This window comes from Actinomycetota bacterium (assembly GCA_041658625.1).
Classification (GTDB): domain Bacteria; phylum Actinomycetota; class JAHEXW01; order JAHEXW01; family JAHEXW01; genus JBAZZW01.
Genome location: JBAZZW010000001.1, coordinates 861322 through 879519, shown reverse-complemented (window position 1 = coordinate 879519; position 18198 = coordinate 861322). Strand labels below are relative to the sequence as shown.

17 protein-coding genes and 1 tRNA gene are annotated in these 18198 nt (G+C 55.5%); 6 read left to right on the top strand and 12 right to left on the bottom strand.

The window, feature by feature from the left end; translation table 11 throughout:
* Nucleotides 1-6: 6 nt before the first annotated feature.
* Together WC891_04525 and WC891_04520 are read left to right on the top strand one after the other, a co-directional pair.
* Nucleotides 7-807 carry an ABC transporter permease subunit gene (locus WC891_04525; protein MFA5867210.1) on the top strand — a complete coding sequence of 267 codons (801 nt, stop codon included), beginning with the start codon at nt 7-9 and terminating at the stop codon, nt 805-807.
* Nucleotides 808-839: 32 nt separating this feature from the next.
* Nucleotides 840-1637 carry an ABC transporter permease subunit gene (locus WC891_04520; GenBank protein MFA5867209.1) on the top strand — a complete coding sequence of 266 codons (798 nt, stop codon included), beginning with the start codon at nt 840-842 and terminating at the stop codon, nt 1635-1637.
* Between the two features lie 323 nt (nt 1638-1960).
* Here WC891_04520 and WC891_04515 read toward each other — a convergent pair.
* From WC891_04515 to glmU, 11 genes are all read right to left on the bottom strand, one after another.
* Nucleotides 1961-2045 (bottom strand) — tRNA-Leu (locus WC891_04515).
* A gap of 85 nt (nt 2046-2130) precedes the next feature.
* Nucleotides 2131-3072, bottom strand: a complete 942-nt coding sequence (locus WC891_04510) for a Ppx/GppA phosphatase family protein (GenBank protein ID MFA5867208.1) — start codon at nt 3070-3072, stop codon at nt 2131-2133.
* On the bottom strand, nt 3069-3464 hold the full coding sequence (locus WC891_04505) for a septum formation initiator family protein (GenBank protein ID MFA5867207.1): 396 nt from the start codon (nt 3462-3464) through the stop codon (nt 3069-3071). Before WC891_04505 ends, WC891_04510 begins: the two co-directional genes overlap by 4 nt.
* A gap of 30 nt (nt 3465-3494) precedes the next feature.
* The gene (gene eno / locus WC891_04500) at nt 3495-4772 is read right to left on the bottom strand and encodes a phosphopyruvate hydratase (GenBank protein MFA5867206.1); all 1278 of its coding nucleotides are present in this window, start codon (nt 4770-4772) and stop codon (nt 3495-3497) included.
* A gap of 2 nt (nt 4773-4774) precedes the next feature.
* Nucleotides 4775-5542 (bottom strand): nucleoside triphosphate pyrophosphohydrolase, encoded by a 768-nt coding sequence (gene mazG / locus WC891_04495; protein ID MFA5867205.1) that lies wholly within the window; start codon nt 5540-5542, stop codon nt 4775-4777.
* Nucleotides 5543-5634: 92 nt separating this feature from the next.
* The gene (locus tag WC891_04490; GenBank protein MFA5867204.1) at nt 5635-6576 is read right to left on the bottom strand and encodes a peptidylprolyl isomerase; all 942 of its coding nucleotides are present in this window, start codon (nt 6574-6576) and stop codon (nt 5635-5637) included.
* A 29-nt stretch (nt 6577-6605) separates the two neighbouring features.
* On the bottom strand, nt 6606-9728 hold the full coding sequence (gene mfd, locus WC891_04485; GenBank protein ID MFA5867203.1) for a transcription-repair coupling factor: 3123 nt from the start codon (nt 9726-9728) through the stop codon (nt 6606-6608).
* On the bottom strand, nt 9725-10258 hold the full coding sequence (pth, locus tag WC891_04480) for an aminoacyl-tRNA hydrolase (protein MFA5867202.1): 534 nt from the start codon (nt 10256-10258) through the stop codon (nt 9725-9727). Before pth ends, mfd begins: the two co-directional genes overlap by 4 nt.
* Nucleotides 10259-10261: 3 nt before the next feature.
* The gene (locus tag WC891_04475) at nt 10262-10954 is read right to left on the bottom strand and encodes a 50S ribosomal protein L25 (protein ID MFA5867201.1); all 693 of its coding nucleotides are present in this window, start codon (nt 10952-10954) and stop codon (nt 10262-10264) included.
* 106 nt (nt 10955-11060) lie between these two features.
* Nucleotides 11061-12020 (bottom strand): ribose-phosphate pyrophosphokinase, encoded by a 960-nt coding sequence (locus tag WC891_04470; protein ID MFA5867200.1) that lies wholly within the window; start codon nt 12018-12020, stop codon nt 11061-11063.
* A 32-nt stretch (nt 12021-12052) separates the two neighbouring features.
* Nucleotides 12053-13411, bottom strand: coding sequence for a bifunctional UDP-N-acetylglucosamine diphosphorylase/glucosamine-1-phosphate N-acetyltransferase GlmU (gene glmU, locus WC891_04465; GenBank protein MFA5867199.1), 1359 nt, complete (start codon nt 13409-13411; stop codon nt 12053-12055).
* Between the two features lie 149 nt (nt 13412-13560).
* On the opposite strand from glmU, the gene cls reads away from it, so the two are divergent.
* The 4 genes from cls to WC891_04445 are packed head-to-tail and all read left to right on the top strand — an operon-like array spanning nt 13561 to nt 17501.
* On the top strand, nt 13561-15000 hold the full coding sequence (cls, locus tag WC891_04460) for a cardiolipin synthase (GenBank protein ID MFA5867198.1): 1440 nt from the start codon (nt 13561-13563) through the stop codon (nt 14998-15000).
* Between the two features lie 7 nt (nt 15001-15007).
* Nucleotides 15008-15856: a metallophosphoesterase gene (locus WC891_04455; protein MFA5867197.1), complete on the top strand. Its 849-nt coding sequence runs from the start codon at nt 15008-15010 to the stop codon at nt 15854-15856.
* A complete protein-coding gene (locus tag WC891_04450) occupies nt 15846-17180 on the top strand; it encodes a M20/M25/M40 family metallo-hydrolase (protein MFA5867196.1) in 1335 nt (444 codons plus the stop codon). The genes WC891_04455 and WC891_04450 overlap by 11 nt, the downstream gene beginning before the upstream one ends.
* Nucleotides 17181-17225: 45 nt before the next feature.
* The gene (locus tag WC891_04445) at nt 17226-17501 is read left to right on the top strand and encodes a hypothetical protein (protein MFA5867195.1); all 276 of its coding nucleotides are present in this window, start codon (nt 17226-17228) and stop codon (nt 17499-17501) included.
* 15 nt (nt 17502-17516) lie between these two features.
* Here WC891_04445 and WC891_04440 read toward each other — a convergent pair whose 3' ends face one another.
* Complete coding sequence (locus tag WC891_04440; GenBank protein ID MFA5867194.1) at nt 17517-18182, bottom strand: GAP family protein; 666 nt, start codon at nt 18180-18182, stop codon at nt 17517-17519.
* Nucleotides 18183-18198 lie beyond the last annotated feature (16 nt).

Below are 18198 nucleotides of genomic sequence, written 5' to 3'. Positions count from 1 at the left end.
AGGAATATGAAAGCCCTTTTCTGGCAAGAAATAAAACAGAACCGCCGAACGGCGATCATATGGATAATCTCTTTAACGAGCGTGGCGGCGCTGTATATGTTGATCTTCCCCGCCTTCGCCGACGCTGCGGAAACGGTAAACAAGATCTATCAGTCTTTCCCGCTTGCCTTGCGCAAGGCTTTCGGACTCAACTTCGACCCCAAGTTCGCCCTGGCCAGCTTCTACGCGCTGGTCCTCGGATTCACCACCCTCGCCGCCGCAATTCAGGCGATGAATCTGGGAACGGCATCCCTTAGCAAAGAAGAACGCGGCAAGACTGCGGAATTCCTGCTTTCCAAACCCATCAAGAGGTCAAGTATCGTATCCGCCAAGCTGGCCGCCGCGGTCGTGGTCATCGCCGGGACCAACGTGGTTTTTGTCAGCGCCACCTGGACTATCATGATGGCGGTCTCGAAAGTCGCCCTGTCGACATCGGTGTTTCTCTTGATGTCGCTGACTCTGCTATTCGTACAGATATTCTTTGTCGCGTTGGGATTTCTGATATCGGTTTCCGCCAAGAGGATCAAGAACGTCCTTTCGGTGTCGCTGGTAACGGTCTTCGCTTTCTACATAGTCGGTATGTTCGATGCGGTGCTTGGGGCAAAAGCCGTTCGCTACCTGACGCCTTTTAAATTCTTCGACTTGATCTATGTCTATAAACACGGCTCTTACGAGTGGCAGTATCCGCTGATAGAGATTATGTTCGTCATAGCCGCCGTCGCGGCCGGTTACTATATCTACAGTCGGCGGGACATAAGTTCTATTTAGCCGCCTAAAAAGATGAAAGGACTTTAGCTGATATGAATGTCTTCTTACGGGAATTCAAGGCTCACCGCAAGGGGCTGATCTGGTGGTCGGTCGGGATGTTTTTTCTGGTTTATTCCGGCATGGCTAAGTTCGACGCCTACCAGAAATCAGGCGTAAACGTCACTAAGATTTTTGACACCCTGCCCAAAGCGGTTAAGGCCGTTCTGGGGGTCCGCGACGTCAATCTATCCACGGCAATCGGGTTCTTTGTTATCCTGTTCATCTACCTGATCGTGATGGCGTCGATTCACGCCGCGTTGCTCGGCGCAGGCGTTCTTACGGAAGAGGAGCTTGACCGGACCACGGAGTTTCTATTCGCCAAACCGATATCCAGGGCCAAAGCCGTAGCGGCGAAGTTGTCGGCGGCGCTCCTGAACGTGACAGTTTTGAACCTTGTGACAACAGTCTCATCGGTCGCTTTTGTCGCCGCTTACAACAGGGGCGAATCCGCGACGACAGAGGTTTTACTGCTGATGGGCGGGATGTACCTGGCGCAGCTGCTGTTTCTCTCCGCAGGGTTGGCGGCTGCGGCAATCATCAAGAGACCGAAACGGGCGGCCGCCGTTGTCTCAGCCTATTTGTTCAGCGCCTATTTCCTGTCGTTATGGCTTGACGTAACCGAGAAGGCTCAATGGCTTAAGTACGCGACGCCGTTCAAGTACTTTGACGCGGCGACGATTGTCAAGAATACCGCGCTGAATCCGGTGTATTTCGCCATCTCGGTTTCCTTAACCGCGGTTCTAGGCGTTTTGGCCTTCGTCTTCTATCAGAAGCGGGACTTAAACGTCTGACCTTTTTGTCGCGAACGATAAGGAAATAAGCCTGCTAATAATCATGCGTAATGGGTGACGCGGTTCTTGCTTTTGATATAAGGGCGGATGGCACCGGAGCCTCATCTTTAGACACGAGTACTTCGCGGGTGATGCTTTAGAAGCGAGCATGCAGGCAAATCGCTGTTCGAGCGGAGAGCATTGTTCGCTCGCCGCGGCGACTTAAAACACGGGGTCAGGCCCTATCTCATAAGAAGAAAGGGACTGACCCCAAAACACTAACGATGGTAGACCGCGAGCGGCATGCGAGTCTATTATTTATGCAGAACCCGCGCAATTACGAGTGGTGCCCGGGGTGGGACTCGAACCCACAAGGATTGCTCCGGCGGATTTTAAGTCCGCTGCGTCTGCCAATTCCGCCACCCGGGCCTTTTAGATGTTGGCCGTTAGATATTAGTTGTTAGTAGATTTTATAGTAATCGCCTGTTGTCCGCTAATAACTAACTACCAACGACTAACCACTAACTTCTTTTGCCAGCGTCAGCAACGTTCCGTCGATGATGTCGCTTTCGCTGACGGTCATTTCCGAGGCGCCTAGCTCGTCCAACACAGCCGCCGTGATCAAAGCCCCCGCGATAATCACGTCCGCCCGTTTTGGCTCCAAGCCGGCCAGGCCGCGCCTGCCCTCCAAGCCCATCGACATGAATACTTTTAGCGCGATGTCAATGTCGTCGCGCGTCAGCCGGGAGAGGTGTATTTTGACCGGATCATAATCCCTAAGACCCAAGCGGACCGCTTTGATAGTCGTAACTGTGCCGGCCACCCCGATTACCGTTAAGCCGTCAGCGGCCGGGCGAATATGTCTTAGTCCGTTTTTCACGGCATCGCGCGCCCACTGGCTGATCATAACAACTTCGTCGGGCGCTGGCGGATCGTGCCGGACAAACAGTTCAGTTAGCCTGACGCTACCGATATCCAGGCTGGCCGCTTGGTCCATAACGCGCCCGCGGCCTGAAATAAGTTCGGTCGAACCGCCGCCCACATCAAAAACTAAGACCGGTTGCCGCAGCTCCACAAAGGGAAAGCCTTCAACCGCTCCCAGGAACGCATAAGCCGCTTCCGTCTCGCCAGTGATGATGTCGACCGGCGTCCCCAGCACCTCGCCGGCCGCAGCCAGAAACTCTCCGCTATTGCCGGCGTCGCGGGCCGCGCTGGTCGCGACCGCCTTTATCGCTTCCGCGCCTAGCCGCGCGGTTTCGTCCTCGTATTCAGCCAAAGTCTCCAGGGTTCGGACGACTGCTTCGGGCTTAAACATCCCCGACTCCCCCAAACCTTGACCAAGCCGCGTGATAACGGCTCGCCGAACAACGTCGGTTTTGACTCCTTCCTTACTGACGTCGGAGACAAGCAACCTCACCGTGTTAGTACCGATATCAATGGCCGCTAAACGCGTCATGAAACCAACGCCTCAAAATAAGCGATTATCTGTTGCCACCAGGTTTTTGAGACCGGTTTAGCTTTAGGCTTCGCGGCCGGTTTAGTCGCCGGTTTCGGCGGTTCTTGTTTCGGCGGCACTAGCAGAAATGGTTCTTCGCCGGGTTTTATAAGACCCAGCCTCTCCCGCGCTTGCTGCTCGATATAGGCGTCGGTGTTCAACCTTTGGGTTTCCAGGTGGAGTTCACTGTTCTGCGTCTTGACGCTATCGAGTTCCTCCGATAGTTCTTCTATTTCCGTGCGCTGTCTAAGGACCTCTCGCGCCGGCGCGATAGTTAAAAACAAGATGGCGGCGGCGGCGGCAAGCAACAATAGTGTCCGCAGCGGCAACCGCTTAGGGGATTTACCGGCCATTGAACCTTTTCAGCTCCTCGCAATCTTGCATTAACGCTTGAAAGCGGCCAAACCCGGGTAAACCGCCCGGTTCCCCAGGTATTCCTCTATCCTCAGCAGTTGGTTATATTTAGCGACCCGCTCGCTACGCGACGGCGCGCCGGTTTTTATCTGGCCGGCGTTGACCGCGACAGCCAGGTCGGCGATGGTTGTATCCTCGGTCTCCCCGGAACGATGAGATATGACCGTCGTGTAAGCGGCGCTTTTCGCCAGATCAATCGTCGTCAGCGTTTCCGTCAAGCTGCCGATCTGATTGACTTTGACCAGGATGGAGTTGGCGACGCCTGTGTCGATACCTTTCATGAGAATGTCTTTGTTGGTGACAAAGATGTCGTCCCCGACAAGTTGGATCTTCCCGCTAAGGGTATCGGTCAGCAGTTTCCAACCGTCCCAATCCGCTTCGCTAAGACCGTCTTCTATGGAGATGATCGGGTATTTCCCGGTCAGGTCCCGGTAATAATCGACCATTTCCTGGCTGGTAAGCGTTCTGTTCTCTGCGGACAGCGTATAGGCGTCTTCTTTGTAGATCTCACTGGCCGCGACGTCCAGACCGAGATTGATGTCGACACCCGCTTTGTATCCCGCCCGTTCCACGGCCTCCAGGATGACCTCTATCGCCTCTTCGTTGGAGGCCAGATTCGGAGCGAAACCGCCTTCATCCCCGACGCCCGTCGCCAGACCTTTAGAATTAAGGAGTCCCTTCAAGGAATGAAAAACCTCGCTGCACATACGCAAAGCCTCCGCGAAGTTCGGCGCGCCGGTCGGGATAATCATGAATTCCTGGATGTCTACGTTATTGTCCGCGTGCGCCCCGCCATTTAGGATGTTCATCTGGGGAACAGGCAGGGTGATCGCGCTTTCTCCTCCCAGATACTCGAACAACGGCAGGCCGCGGCTGATGGATTCCGCGCGGGCCGCGGCCAGAGAAACGCCAAGTATCGCGTTGGCGCCGAGTTTAGCTTTGTTGGGCGTTCCGTCCAAATTGATGAGCGCCTCGTCCAAGCCAGCTTGGTCGGCGGCGTCCTGGCCGGTCAAAGCCGGAGCGATAATGGAGTTAACGTTACCGACCGCTTTTAAGACGCCTTTGCCCAGATAGCGGCCCTTGTCGCCGTCGCGCAGCTCTAGAGCTTCCAGGGTTCCGGTTGACGCTCCCGAAGGAACGGCCGCTCGCCCCAAAATACCGTTATCAAGCTCGACGTCCACCTCGACCGTCGGATTAGACCTTGAATCCAGAATCTCCCTCGCCTTAATGGACGCGATCTTGGCCATTATTATTCTTCCTCCTCTTTAGCTTGCTCCCATAACTCATCCTGTTCATCCAGACTCATCTCGTCAAGCGGACGGCCAGATTCACCCGCCGCCTTTTCCATATACCGGAATCTGCACTCGACTTTCTGGTTAGCCGCCCGCATCGCTTCCTCCGGTTCAATCCCTTTTAACCTGGCGATATTCGCCAACATGAATAGCATATCACCGATTTCTTCCTTCAAGTCGCCGTCTCCGTCAAGCGATTGCTTGAATTCGTCTATTTCCGAGTCAAAAGCCTCGATCAGGCTTTCCGTGTTGTCCCAGTCAAACCCGGCAGCGGCCATTTTCTTTTGGATTTTAAACGCCCGCAGGAGCGCCGGCAGCGACTTGGGTATGCCTTCCAGCCGACTTTCCTCGTATTTTAGCTCCTCTTCCTTCTTGATCATCTCCCAATTTCGGGCGACGTCAGCCGCTGTTTCCGCGCTTCCCTCGGCAAAGACATGCGGATGGCGCCGTATTAGTTTCTCGTTTATGCCGGCCACGATGTCGGCAATGTCAAAGGCGCCCCGGTCAGCCGCTATCTGGGCGTGAAATACTATCTGGAGCAGCAGGTCGCCGAGCTCTTCTTTAAGGTGATCGTCGTCGCCATGTTCGATAGCGTCGACCACTTCGTGCGCCTCCTCGATGACATGACGCTTCAAGGAATCGTGGGTTTGTTCCCTGTCCCACGGACACCCGTCGGAAGTCCGTAACCGGGCCATTATCGATACAAGTTCGTCAAATTCCGTCAAACTCTTGTCCTCCCCGCCGTAAATAAAAAGAGGGCGAACCTTGTCGCCAAGGCTCGCCCTCTTATGATAACACCGCGCGTTAGCGGCGAAGATTAGATATATTTCTTAATGGTCATCTTTTTCTTGACGCCATCCAGCCAAGCCTTGATCTTTGTGCTTTCTTTCTGGCTCTTTAACATCTGCTCGATGCTGGCTTTAGACTCCTCATAAGTCCGCTGTTTCTCCGGCGTCCTGTCGGTGACGATGATTACATGCCAGCCGAACTGGGTTTTCACAATCTGCGCCGGGTCGCCGGCATTCATCGCGAAGGCGGTCGTCTCGAATTCGGGAACCATGACGCCTTTCTGGACATAGCCCAGGTCGCCGCCGTTGGCCTTGCTGGCCGGATCCGTCGATTTCTCTTTGGCGATATCCGCGAAGGTGCCGCCCGCAACAATTTGAGCCTGGATCGTTTTGGCCTCTTCCTCGGTTTTCACCAGAATATGGGAGACCTTAACTTTCTCCGGGTCTTTGAACTGCGTCGGATTCTTGTCGTAATAATCCTTGGCCTCAGCGTCGGTTACGGTAACCGTGCCGACGACTTTCTTGTTGACTTTATCCGTGATAAGCCTGGTCTTCGTGAATTTGCGCAGGTCGTCCATGGTCATACCGGCGTCCTTGAGCGCTTTGTCGAACTCGGCCTGGGACGGGAACCGCTTGATAGTCCTGTTGACCTCGGTCTCCACTTCCTGGTCCGTTACTTTTATGTTCATCTCGTCGGCCTGAATGACATAAACCTTCTCGTCGATCAGAAGGTCCAGGATCTGCGCTGTAATCTGTTTCTTCTGTTGTTCAAAAGCCTTCTTCTGCTCGGCCGTCTTGTGCTGAGCTGAAATCCTGTCGAGCTGGCTCTGAACCTCCGACATGTAGATCGGGCTGCCGTCAACCGTCGCCGCCTTCTTGGAGAATAAGCCGGTTTGCCAGGCCACAACCCCCGCCACGGCAACCACCAGCACTAGAGCCACCGCGATAATTATTACCATCTTCGAATTCATTTACGTCCTCCTTGGAACAAAACTTAAGGTCAAAAAACATGTGTCATTATATCACAGAGTAACTGGTCTAACAAAACAACTCCGGCGCGCCCACGCGGCGCGACGACATACAAAGCGCGCTCGCCTTGCTTATATTTGGCCAAGTCAGAGTATTTTCTAAGAACCCCGTCCAAGCCGGCGGACACATCTATGGGGGACAGCCTAACCCGACCCCGCTCCGCGGTTACTCGGTTAACCCCGGCTCGTCCGGCCGTCGCTTTCAACTTGGCGATCAACAGAAGATTCTCTACGATTTCCGGCAGATGACCGAACCGGTCTCTAAACTCCTTCCTTAACCGGCCGACGTCGTCCTCCTCCGCGACTTGAGCGATTTTCTTGTAAGCGTCGATTCTCAACGGCTCTTGGCCGATGTATGATTTCGGGATATAGGCTTCTACCGGCAAGTTTATTTTAACCTCGACGTGTTTCCTGACCGGCTCGCCTTTTAGACCGGCGACAGCGTCTTGCAGCAGCGACGCGTAAAGTTCAAAGCCGACTTCGTTTATAAAGCCGTGCTGTTCAGCCCCAAGTACATTGCCTGCGCCTCTTATTTCCAGGTCGCGCAGCGCGACTCGGAAACCGCTGCCAAGGTCGGTAAACTCGGCGATAGTTTTCAGCCTTCGGAGCTGTGTCGGCGACAGGGATAGCTCCGGCGGGATTAGGAAGAAGGCGTAGGCCCGACGGTCTGACCGGCCAACGCGGCCTCTTAATTGATATAGCTGGGACAAACCCAGTTTATCCGCCCGGTCGACGATCAGCGTATTAACATTGGGCATATCCAACCCGGATTCAATAATGGTTGTCGCCACCAGCACGTCATAACGCCGCTCCTGGAATTCCGACATGACCAGTTCCAGCTGCCTCTCCCCCATCTGTCCGTGAGAAACAGCGACCCGGGCGCCTGGAACAAGCCGGCGAACACGCTCGGCCGCGTATTCTATGCTGTCGACGCGGTTATGAACAAAGAATGCCTGTCCCTGACGGCTCAACTCCCGCTGCACGGCCGCCGCGATTACCGCGTCGTCATAAGGCTTGACGAAAGTGGCGACCGGGAAACGGTCCTCCGGCGGGGTGTCTATGACGCTCATATCCCTGGCCCCTGTCAGCGCCATATTCAATGTTCTTGGTATCGGCGTCGCCGAGAGGGTAATAACGTCTACGTTTAATCGAAGTTTCTTGAGAAACTCCTTGTGGCGGACGCCGAACCTCTGTTCCTCATCGATGACGAACAACCCCAGGTTTTTGAACTTTACATCGGCTTGCAGCAGCCGGTGCGTACCGATAACCACGTCGACCGTTCCGTCTTTAAGCCCCTCAATGGTTTTTGCCTGTTCACTTGGTTTCTTTAAACGTGAGAGCTGGGCGACTCCGATCGGGAATGGCTCGAAGCGTTCGCGGAACGTCTCGTAATGCTGTTCGGCCAGCAGCGTCGTCGGCGCGAGGATAGCAGCCTGCCGTCCGTCCATGACCGCTTTGAACGCGGCCCTGACCGCGACCTCCGTCTTACCGTACCCCACGTCTCCGCAGATCAACCTGTCCATCGGATGAGGATCTTCCATGTCCATCTTAACCCCGTCGATGGCCCTTTCCTGGTCTGGGGTTTCGATAAACGGAAAGGACTCCTCGAGTTCTCGTTGCCACGGAGTATCCGGCGCGAAGGCGTGTCCTTCCGCCGACTTGCGGGCGGCGTAAAGCTCGACCAGCTCGGCGGCAATCCGGGCTGTCGATTCTTTGACCTTGCGCTTTACGTTATACCAGCGCTTCGAGCCCAGCCGGTCGACAGCCGGAGCCGTCCCTTCGCCTCCGATATATCTTTGAATCAGACCAAGCTGGTCGGTAGGGATATATAGCTTATCGCGCTGGGCGTATTCCAGCAGAATATAATCCCGCCTTAAGCCGTCGACTTGTCTTTGCGTCAAACCAGCATACCGGCCGATGCCGTGGTAGATATGAACGACGTAATCGCCTTCCTGCAAGTCCATCAGATCGAAGAAAGCCCTGGACTTTGTTTGCCTCGTCTGTCGAAGCTCGCGCTTCGCCCCGAACAGATCTGCCTCGGTCAACAGCGCCAACCCGGCCTCAGACAAAATAAAACCTGTCCTGACCGCACCCTCCCTGACCTCGACGCCCGCGGCCATTTCCCACTCGCGCAGCAGCTCCGCAAACCTGTCCGCCCGTCCCCGGTCCGCTAAAACCGCAACTATCCTAAGGTCCCGATCCCGTAAGGATTTCAGATATCCCTGGATATGATTGAAATCCACACCTCGTCCGTCGCCCAGAAAAGCGGGGTGGCGCTCGATCTCCAGGGCCGGCCGGCCGGCCGCGAGGGAAGAAATAATGGTTGCCCCGGGCGGCGACGGGATCTCAACGTCATCAGGCAAGCCTTCCGGCTCGACCAGAAAGACCGAGGCGCCTTTAGGCAAGTAGTCAAATAGCGCCGCGCCTTCGCCGGCGGCCGTCCGCACGGGATATATAATCGCGCTCTCTACGGGTCCGGTCGATATCTGATCCACCAGACTGAAGGAGCGCATGGAAGCAACCTCGTCCCCGTCGAATTCAAGTCTGACCGGATTGGACGCGCCCGAACCGTAAATGTCGAGGATACCGCCGCGGACGGCAAATTCGCCCTTGTTCTGAACCTCATACGCCCGTTCATAGCCGTATGCGCCCAATGTTTCAATCAACGTATCGGGCCCGCGGGTATCGCCCAAAGCGATCAGACTGGCCAGCCGTTTGTTCTTGACCGGCTTGGATAACGGTTCGGCGGCCGCCCGGGCGGTGGCGACGACCAATGCTTCAGGATCGCTTACCAGGCTGTCAAATGCCGCGGCCCGTAAACCTGTCGATTCCGGATCGTCGCCATCGTCCCCGCCCGCATCGCCATGGGCAGGCAAGACGTGGACTTCCAGTCCCAGAATTGACGCTAAATCGGCGGCTGTTGCGTCGGCCGTCGTTCTATCAGGCGCTATGATTAGTGTCGTCCGGGGATTATCGTCGTAACGCGCGGCCAGAAAAATAGGCCGCAGGATTTCACTGATAGATAGGGAGCGGCCGGTTAACGCTTTGTACCCGCCCGCCGCCCTTATTGCCGGCAGCAGGTCGCGCAGGCTCATGGACGCTTTTCAGCCAGTTTAAGAGCTATATCGGCCGCTTCGTCAACGATGAAATCAACCTCGCCGCGCTCTTTCTTGGTGAAGTCCTTGAGGACGAATTTGGAGGGATCCTGGCGGCCAGGCGGCCGGCCGATACCGATGCGGATGCGCTTAAAGTCATCCTCTCCCAGTTCGTCAATGATTGACTGGAGGCCGTTGTGTCCGGCGCTTCCGCCGTCATCCTTCAGCCTGAGATCGCCGAATTCGATATCCATATCGTCATGGATAACGACCATGTTCTCCAGTGGAACGTCAAAGAGCAGCCGGATAAGCTTGATACTCCGGCCGCTCTCATTCATGAATGTTTGGGGTTTGACCAGAAGCAATCTCGAGTCGTCGTCGACTACGTCCGCGACGAGCGCATCCATTTTTGTCGGTCGAAAGACGACGCCCAACCGCCGGGCGATCTCGTCGACGACCATGAAACCAAGATTGTGCCTGTTGCCGGCGTATTCCTGGCCGGGATTGCCCAGGCCCGCGATAAGAAACAAAGACTATTCCTCGGTTTGTTCCGCTTCTTCTTTCTTCTCGCCGATGACTTCGGGTTCGGCCTCTTCGCCTTCGACCTCGACCTCTTCGCCTTCGACCGGGACGACTTCCTCGACCTTGGTCGGCGGGACAACAGAAACCAGAATCTCCTCGAGGTCGTCTTGGATCTCCACGCCTTCGGTTACAGGTAAGTCCGATACTTTCAGGCTGTCGCCGATTTCCATGACGCTTACGTCTATCGCCAAGGAATCAGGCAGGTTGGCGGGCAGACTCTTGACGGTGACCTCACGAATCGAATGCTGAAGCACACCGCCCACCTTGACGCCCGGCGCCTCGCCGTTGAGAAGGATCGGTATCGCGGCCGTGATTTCTTCCGTCATGCTCACCTTGACGAAGTCGACGTGAAGGATGTCTCCGCGAATCGGATTTCGCTGCATGTCCTTGATGATGACGACCTGTTTCCCTTTAAGGTCCGGTGCTTGAACGCCTTCCGGCGCTTGCACAAGCAGTTCGATAAGAACGTTTAAACCCGCCTCCGTATGCAGCGCTTCCCGCAGTTCATGGTCGCTGACATAGACGGATACCGGGTCGATCTTCTTGCCGTAGTAGGTGCCGGGGATCAAACCGGCATCACGCAGTTCGGTGATGGCGCTGTGCTTGCCCGGCTCCCTGACAGTTGCCTTTAACTTAACTTCCACTTACCAATCCTCTCCTTTTACTTAGCGTATAGCTAAGAGCTTAGGGCGTAGAGTCTTACTTCGCTAGTATTTGCTCAAAGCTCCCCGCTCTGCGCTCTTTTGCTTGTTACACGTGTTCGTGCCCGCCGAAAATCTCGCTGACGGACTTGTTCTCATAAACGTTCCTGATCGTCTTAGCGAAAACCGAGCCGACGCTAAGAACTGTCATCTTGTCGATATGTTTGTCAATGGAGCACGGCACCGTATTTGTGACCACAAGCTCCTTGAGCTGGCATAAATTCAGGTTATCGATAGCGTTTCCCGAAAGTATCGGATGCGTGCAACCAACGTATATGTCTTTCGCTCCGGCCTTCTTCAGCGCTTCGACGCCGCGGCAGACGCTGCCCCCCGTGTCTATCATGTCGTCTACCATAATCGCGTTTTTGCCTTTGACGTCGCCGATAACGTAACCGATCTCGGCGACATTGTGCGACGGCCGGCGTTTGCTTAAGACGGCCATATCCGCGTTCATGGCGTCGGCCAGTTTCTTGGTTGTTTTAACCCGGCCGACGTCCGGCGAGACGACTACCACGTCCTTAAGATCCTTGCCCTTGAAGTACTCCGCCAGTATCGGTAAGGCTGTCAGGTGATCTACCGGTACGTCGAAATATCCCTGAATCTGGCCGGCGTGCAGATCCATTGTCAAAACCCTGTCGGCGCCCGCCACGACCAGGAGATCAGCCACGAGTTTGGCGGTTATGGCCTCTCTGGCCAGCGTCTTCTTGTCCTGCCGCGAGTAACCATAATACGGTATGACAGCGGACACGGTTCCGGCCGATGCCCTTTTAAGAGCGTCCATCATGATCAACAGTTCCATCAGACTATCGTTGACGGGCTGACATAAAGACTGGATGACGAAGACATGCGCTCCCCGAACGCTTTCCAGGAACCTGACGTAAATCTCACTATCGGCGAACCTGGATAACTGAACTTGCCCCAGTTCGACCTGAAGATGCCTGGAGATCTCCCGCCCTAATTCGGGATTGGCCGTTCCGGTAAAAAGCATTAATCGGGAATCGCCGGTCACGTCATCACCTCGCTCATCGTCAATTAAAACGTCTATTTCTTTGGGGGTTTTCGGTCTAAATTACGTTGTTCGGAACGCTCGATGCCGAGCCCGCCGTCCGGTACGTCCTTGGTAATCGTTGACCCAGCCCCTGTATAAGCGCCCTTTCCGACCTTGACAGGCGCTACCAGTATTGTATCACTACCGATGAAAGCGTTGTCCCCGATGATCGTGCGGTGCTTGCGCGCTCCGTCAAAATTGCATGTTATCGTGCCGGCGCCGACATTAACGCCTTCTCCGATCGTGGTATCACCGATGTACGACAAATGAGGCACCTTGCTGTCCGCTCCGACCTCCGCCGCTTTAATCTCCACAAAACTGCCGACCTTGCCGTCCCGGCCGATTTTACTGCCCGGCCGGACGTTCGCGAAGGGCCCGATTTTAACTCCGCTGGCCAGTTTTGACTCCCTGACAACCGAGAAGGTTATTTCGCTGTTGTCTCCGACACGGGAATCAACTATTTGGCACGAAGGTCCTAGCAGACAGCCCTCACCGATAGCTGTTTTGCCTGTTAAGAACGTGTTCGGATAAATCACCGTATCCTTGCCGATACTCACGGTCGCGTCGATATACGTCAGCATCGGGTGAATCAACGTAACGCCGCGCATCATATGCTCCCGGTTCAAGCGCGCCTGCATGATCATCTCGGCGTCGGCCAGCTGGACGCGGGAATTAATGCCCAGCGTTTCCATTGAGTCCTCAACCTGGAACGCCGCCACCTTCTCGTTATCTTCGAAAAAGACCTCGATGACATCCGTCAGATAGTGCTCTTTTTGCGAGTTGTTCGGCTCGATCTTATGCAGAGCGGCGAAAAGCTTGGCCCCGTCGAAACAATATGTTCCGGTATTGACCTCTCTTATAACCGATTCCGTCGGATCGGTATCACGTTCTTCAACGATCCTCTTAACGCCACCGTTGCCCCTGATGATGCGGCCGTAACCGTGAGGGTCGTCAACCTTTGCGGTCAGCACCGTCGCCGCCGCCAGCCGGTTTTTGTGCGCTTTGACCAAAGACTTCAAGGTCTGCCCTGTTATCAACGGTGTATCACCGCACAACACCAGAACGGTGCCGGCGAACCCCCGTATGGCCGTTTCGGCCGTTTGCACGGCGTGTCCGGTGCCCAAAGGCTCGTCCTGGACGACAACCTTGGCCTTTGACGGCAGTTCCGCTATAACCGATTCAGCCGCCGACGGGCTGACAACGGCGACAAAGGTCATCGGTTTAATGGCGGCCGCGGCTTCAGCGATATAACTAACCATAGCCTTACCGCAAAGGTTATGAAGAACCTTCGGGTGGGCGGATTTCATACGGGTACCTTGGCCTGCGGCCAGCAGCACTACTGCGATGTCCATAAAAACAAAAACCCCCTCTTATAAGGACGCCTCTCTATTCTAAAGGGGAAAACGGCAACTTTCAACAAAGGCCGGTGTGTAAGCCGGGTGGCTAGACATGTCCCGCCTGTGATATTTTTAGGGTGCCCGCTTTACAAGGAGAGAGCCTGATGCCTACAGTGCCATCCCTGATTATAATTTGCCTGGTCCTCTACTGGTTGGGTGTTTTGATATTCATTGTTTCCGAGGACCGGGAGCCGACGACAACGCTCTTGTGGCTCATCTTTATCATCGTTCTGCCTGTTTTCGGCCTTGTTTTTTATTTCTTCTTCGGCCGGGACTGGCCGGCATTGGCGCGCCGTCATAAACGTTATGCCGAGTTTAGGGCGTTGGTAAACGAAGCGCTCCCGCCGGTCTACGAACGCCATTCGGATATGCGGCAAGCCTTAAGGAAACGTTACGACGGCTCCTTCGTTAACAGGATCATTCACAGCATTGAAAAGGAGAACGGCGTCAAACCGCTGCCCGTCCGCGATATCACGATCTATCCGTCCGGCGCCGAGAAATTCGCCGCTCTAAAGAAGGATCTGGCCTCGGCTAAAAAGTTTATTCACCTGCAGTATTTCATTTGGGAGCATGACAAGCTGACAGGGGAGATCACGGAGATCCTTCTGGACCGGTTGAATAACGGCGTCGAGGTCCGCATCATGTACGATTTCGCCGGCAGTCTTTCGTACAAAAAGGATGAAATCAAGAAACTCGGGCGGGCCGGAGCGGACTACTCGCCAGATATAAGAAACGTTAACAAGATCAACTACCGCAACCACCGCAAAATAGTCATAATCGACGGTGATATCGGTTACACGGGCGGCATGAACATGGGCCAGGAATATATCGACGGTAAACCCAAATACGACTCCTGGCGGGACACTCACCTGCGAATCACGGGCCAGGGTGTTGCCGATTTGCAGAGATTATTCGCCGCGCGCTGGTACGATGACCGACGCGAAAGCCTTCTAGACGAAAGATACCTGCCGGCGCCTGAGGAAAACTCCGGCGACGCGACCATGATACAGGTTGTCTCCCAGGGTGTTGAAGACTGGTGGGAGTCGGCCCGCCGCACCCACGGCATAGCCATTTCCGGGGCAACCAACCGGGTCTGGCTGCAGTCGCCTTATTTCGTTCCCGACCACAGCACCTATGACGCGATGATCGGAGCGGCTTTAAGCGGCGTCGATACCAGATTGATGATGACGGGCGTGCCCGACAATAAGACCGCCTGGTGCGCCGCCCATTCCTACTGGCCTAGATTTCTAGAGGCGGGAGGTCGCGTATTCCTTTATGAAGCCGGCTTTTTCCACGCCAAGACGCTTGTTGTTGATTCTCAAGTCTGTTCCATCGGGACTATGAATCTCGATATCCGCAGCCTGCGGCTGCATAAAGAAAATATGGTCTGGATCTACGATGAAGACCTGGCCAAGGCACAAGAAAACATCTTTATTAAAGACCTGCAAGAATGCCGGGAAGTGACTTTGGAGGAACTCATGAGCGCGTCCGCGCTCAAACGGTTTACCTATTCAGCTTGCCGTTTGGCCTCCAACTTACTCTAGGAAAACGATGGCTAGAAGGACAAGAACAACCATAATCGCGGGAGTCGCGGCGGGTGTCGCGGCCGCCTGGCTGACAACCGTCGTCCTTAAAGCACGCCGCGTTCGAGTGGAGGAAGTTTCGGTATCCAGCCCGTACCTGCCCTTGTCTTTTGACGGCACGCGGATTGTCTTCGTTTCCGATATCCATGCCGGGCCCTTTGTGTCGCCGGACCGGATGGCCCGTATTGTGGATATGGTAAACGGCTTGACGCCGGATATCCTCATACTGGGCGGCGATAACGTAGGCGGACGGCGCCGCGGCGATGAAATTTTTTATCCTGAAGCTAAACGATTCCGCGCAAATTTGGCGAAAATCGCCGTGCTCGGCAACCATGACGCCTGGGAAGGCGTCGCCAACGCGAGGAGAGGCTTGGCCAACGCCGGCATCACCCTGCTGGAAAACGAGAACCTGTCCGTTGCCAAAAACAGCGAGCGGATAATCATCGCCGGCTTAGAAGATCTCTGGACGGCCGGACCCGATATAAAGAAGGCGGCCAAGGGCGTCAAGCGAAATGATTTTGCCATTCTGGTTACGCACAATCCGGACGAACTGGCCAGATCGTTGCCGCCGTCTGGTCATTTATGGAATCTCGCGCTGGCCGGCCACACTCACGGCGGCCAAGTGACCTTTTTTGGCAAGGGGTTAACCAGGCCGACTCATTTCGGCCAGCGCTACCGGACCGGTTGGCGGACGGAACACGGGGTGCCCATCTTGGTCTCAAACGGCGTCGGCATGGTCACTGTGCCGTTCCGCCTGTTCGCCACGCCGGAGGTCCACGTTATTACGCTAATGAAGGGAGACGCCGGTGAACGTTAACGAATTCATCACCAAGGCCCGGTTGATTTTACCCGAGTTGATGAAGGACCTGACCGACTTGGTCGCACTGCCTTCCGTCCCATTTCCCGGTTTTCCGCCGGAGCCGGTTGACGCAGCCCGGGCCGCCACCGCTAAAATCCTGGAAAAAGCCGGTTATGCGAATGTCCGCGAGCTAGACCTCGGCGCGGGCTATCCCGCCGTCACAGCCGAAGCGGCCGGTCCCAAGGGTTCCCCGACAGTCCTGTTATACGCCCATTACGACGTCCAACCCGCGCCGGCGGAACAAGATTGGGAGACAGATCCCTGGCGCTTGACCGAGAAGCCTGACGGACGATTTTACGGCCGCGGGGCGGCGGACGACAAAAGCGGGATTGTCATCCACGCCGGCACCCTTAAAATCTTCGACGGAAAACCGCCTGTAAATTTAAAGGTCGTCATAGAGGGAGAAGAAGAAACCGTTTCCAACCTGGAGCCGTTTATCGTTAAGCATCCGGAGCTGTTTCAAGCGGATGTCATGCTGATATCCGATATGGGAAACATCATTGCCGGCGACCCCGTGTTGACCACCGCGCTTCGGGGTACGGTTGTCTGTCTCGTCGAGGTTAAAACCATTGCCAGACCGCTGCATTCGGGAATCTTCGGCGGACCGGTGCCGGACGCGCTGGTTGCCCTGATCAAACTGCTGGGAACCCTATGGGACGAAAAGGGAAACACCGTCGTCGAGGGGCTGCAATCGTTTGACTGGCCTGACGATGTCTATCCCGAAGAGCGCTTCCGCGATTTAGCCGGCTTCCTGCCAGGTGTCGTCATGATCGGAGACGGCAGCCTGGCGTCGCGCCTGTGGAGCAAACCGAGTGTTACGGTTATCGGTCTGGACGCGCCGGCGACAAGCCAAGCCGGCAACGCCTTGATACCGGCGGCCAAGGCCAGGCTATCCCTAAGGATCGCTCCAGGTGAAGATCCCAATAAGGCAATCGGCGCTTTGAAGAGGCACCTTTTACGAGCGGCTCCCTGGGGAGCGCAAGTAACGGTCGAAGAAGTGATGGCGGCTGACGCATTTACATCGGCTGTCGGCGGCCCCGGCCAGTCGGCAGCCCGGCGAGCCGTCTCCGAAGTCTACGGAAAAGAGCCGTCGGACGTCGGCTCGGGCGGCACGATTCCGCTACTGCAGAGGCTGGCTGAAGCCGCGCCGCAAGCTGAGTTCGTCCTGTGGGGCGCTTCCGACGCGGCGGCATTAATCCACGGCGCGAATGAAAGCGTCGACGGGTCTGAAATAGAGAAAATGGTTGCGGCGCAAGCGCTTATGCTGCAACATTTGGCTTAAGCACAGAATAATTATCCCGGTTTTGGTCTAAGAGGAGGGTGAATCATGGGTTGTTGTCTGATTATGATGGCGCTGGCCGGTCTGCCGCGATTGGCGACGATTTTCTGGTGGCTAGCCGATCCGTTCAGGTTTGTCGATCTCTTCCCCAACTGGTTTATCCCGGTTCTAGGGATCCTGTTCTTGCCGTGGACGACTCTCGCCTATGTCCTGATCGGCAAGAATCCCGGTCTTTTTGAGTGGTTCATTCTGATTTTCGCTTTCGTAATCGACCTAAGCACGTACGGAGGCGGGGGCGCAGCGAGAAGACGCCGTTCCGATTAAACTCCCGTTAGGGGATCAGAATATTTTTGAGGCGCCTTTCCACAAAAGAAACACTCCGAACGCGAAGGCCAGGCTGACGCTGATCGTCCGGTTGTGCCGGGCTAGCCAAACGTTCAACTTCTGAAGCGCCTGACCGGCCTTATCCGGCGAGAAGGTCACCGCCAGCAGGGGCACGGAGGCGGGTATTAGAACTGCGATAAACGGGATGGCGGCTACCAGAAGCTTCGCCGTCCAGCTTATCGAGGCCGCCGTTATGTCCCGTATCGCCGGGACAAATAGAACAATCGACGAGAAATCAGTCAGCATGATGACGATTCCGATAGGGACAAAGGCGGCCACGCTCCTTCCTCCTCTAGCGCCGCTCTTAAGACGAGGTTTCGGCGGTACGTCGGTCTGCTTGATGAGGATGCTTCTCAATCCTAGACCTATCAAGAAAATCCCTAAGCCTATGTCTAGCCATAAGGTAACCGATTTTACCTCGGTGTTAGCTGTCACGTCCGTCAGCGACCCCGCGGCCAAAGCCAAACCGGTCAAAGCGATAGACATACCCGCGATCATGATTAAGGCTTTCAGGCGCGGCTTTGTTTTCCCGCCCAGAATGACCAGTGTGAAGGCTAGTACCGTAGGGCTAAAAGCCGCCCCGATGGAGAGAGGGATTACGGAGGACAAAAGCTCAATCATGGCCTAGCATGTCTTC

What these genes read in the sequence shown, in the direction of transcription:
- WC891_04525 (MFA5867210.1), top strand. Translation starts at nt 7, where the DNA reads ATGAAAGCCCTTTTCTGGCAAGAAATAAAACAGAACCGCCGAACGGCG.
- WC891_04520 (MFA5867209.1), top strand. Translation starts at nt 840, where the DNA reads ATGAATGTCTTCTTACGGGAATTCAAGGCTCACCGCAAGGGGCTGATC.
- WC891_04510 (MFA5867208.1), bottom strand. Translation starts at nt 3,072, where the DNA reads ATGACGCGTTTAGCGGCCATTGATATCGGTACTAACACGGTGAGGTTG.
- WC891_04505 (MFA5867207.1), bottom strand. Translation starts at nt 3,464, where the DNA reads ATGGCCGGTAAATCCCCTAAGCGGTTGCCGCTGCGGACACTATTGTTG.
- eno (MFA5867206.1), bottom strand. Translation starts at nt 4,772, where the DNA reads ATGGCCAAGATCGCGTCCATTAAGGCGAGGGAGATTCTGGATTCAAGG.
- WC891_04490 (MFA5867204.1), bottom strand. Translation starts at nt 6,576, where the DNA reads ATGAATTCGAAGATGGTAATAATTATCGCGGTGGCTCTAGTGCTGGTG.
- mfd (MFA5867203.1), bottom strand. Translation starts at nt 9,728, where the DNA reads ATGAGCCTGCGCGACCTGCTGCCGGCAATAAGGGCGGCGGGCGGGTAC.
- glmU (MFA5867199.1), bottom strand. Translation starts at nt 13,411, where the DNA reads ATGGACATCGCAGTAGTGCTGCTGGCCGCAGGCCAAGGTACCCGTATG.
- cls (MFA5867198.1), top strand. Translation starts at nt 13,561, where the DNA reads ATGCCTACAGTGCCATCCCTGATTATAATTTGCCTGGTCCTCTACTGG.
- WC891_04455 (MFA5867197.1), top strand. Translation starts at nt 15,008, where the DNA reads ATGGCTAGAAGGACAAGAACAACCATAATCGCGGGAGTCGCGGCGGGT.
- WC891_04445 (MFA5867195.1), top strand. Translation starts at nt 17,226, where the DNA reads ATGGGTTGTTGTCTGATTATGATGGCGCTGGCCGGTCTGCCGCGATTG.
- WC891_04440 (MFA5867194.1), bottom strand. Translation starts at nt 18,182, where the DNA reads ATGATTGAGCTTTTGTCCTCCGTAATCCCTCTCTCCATCGGGGCGGCT.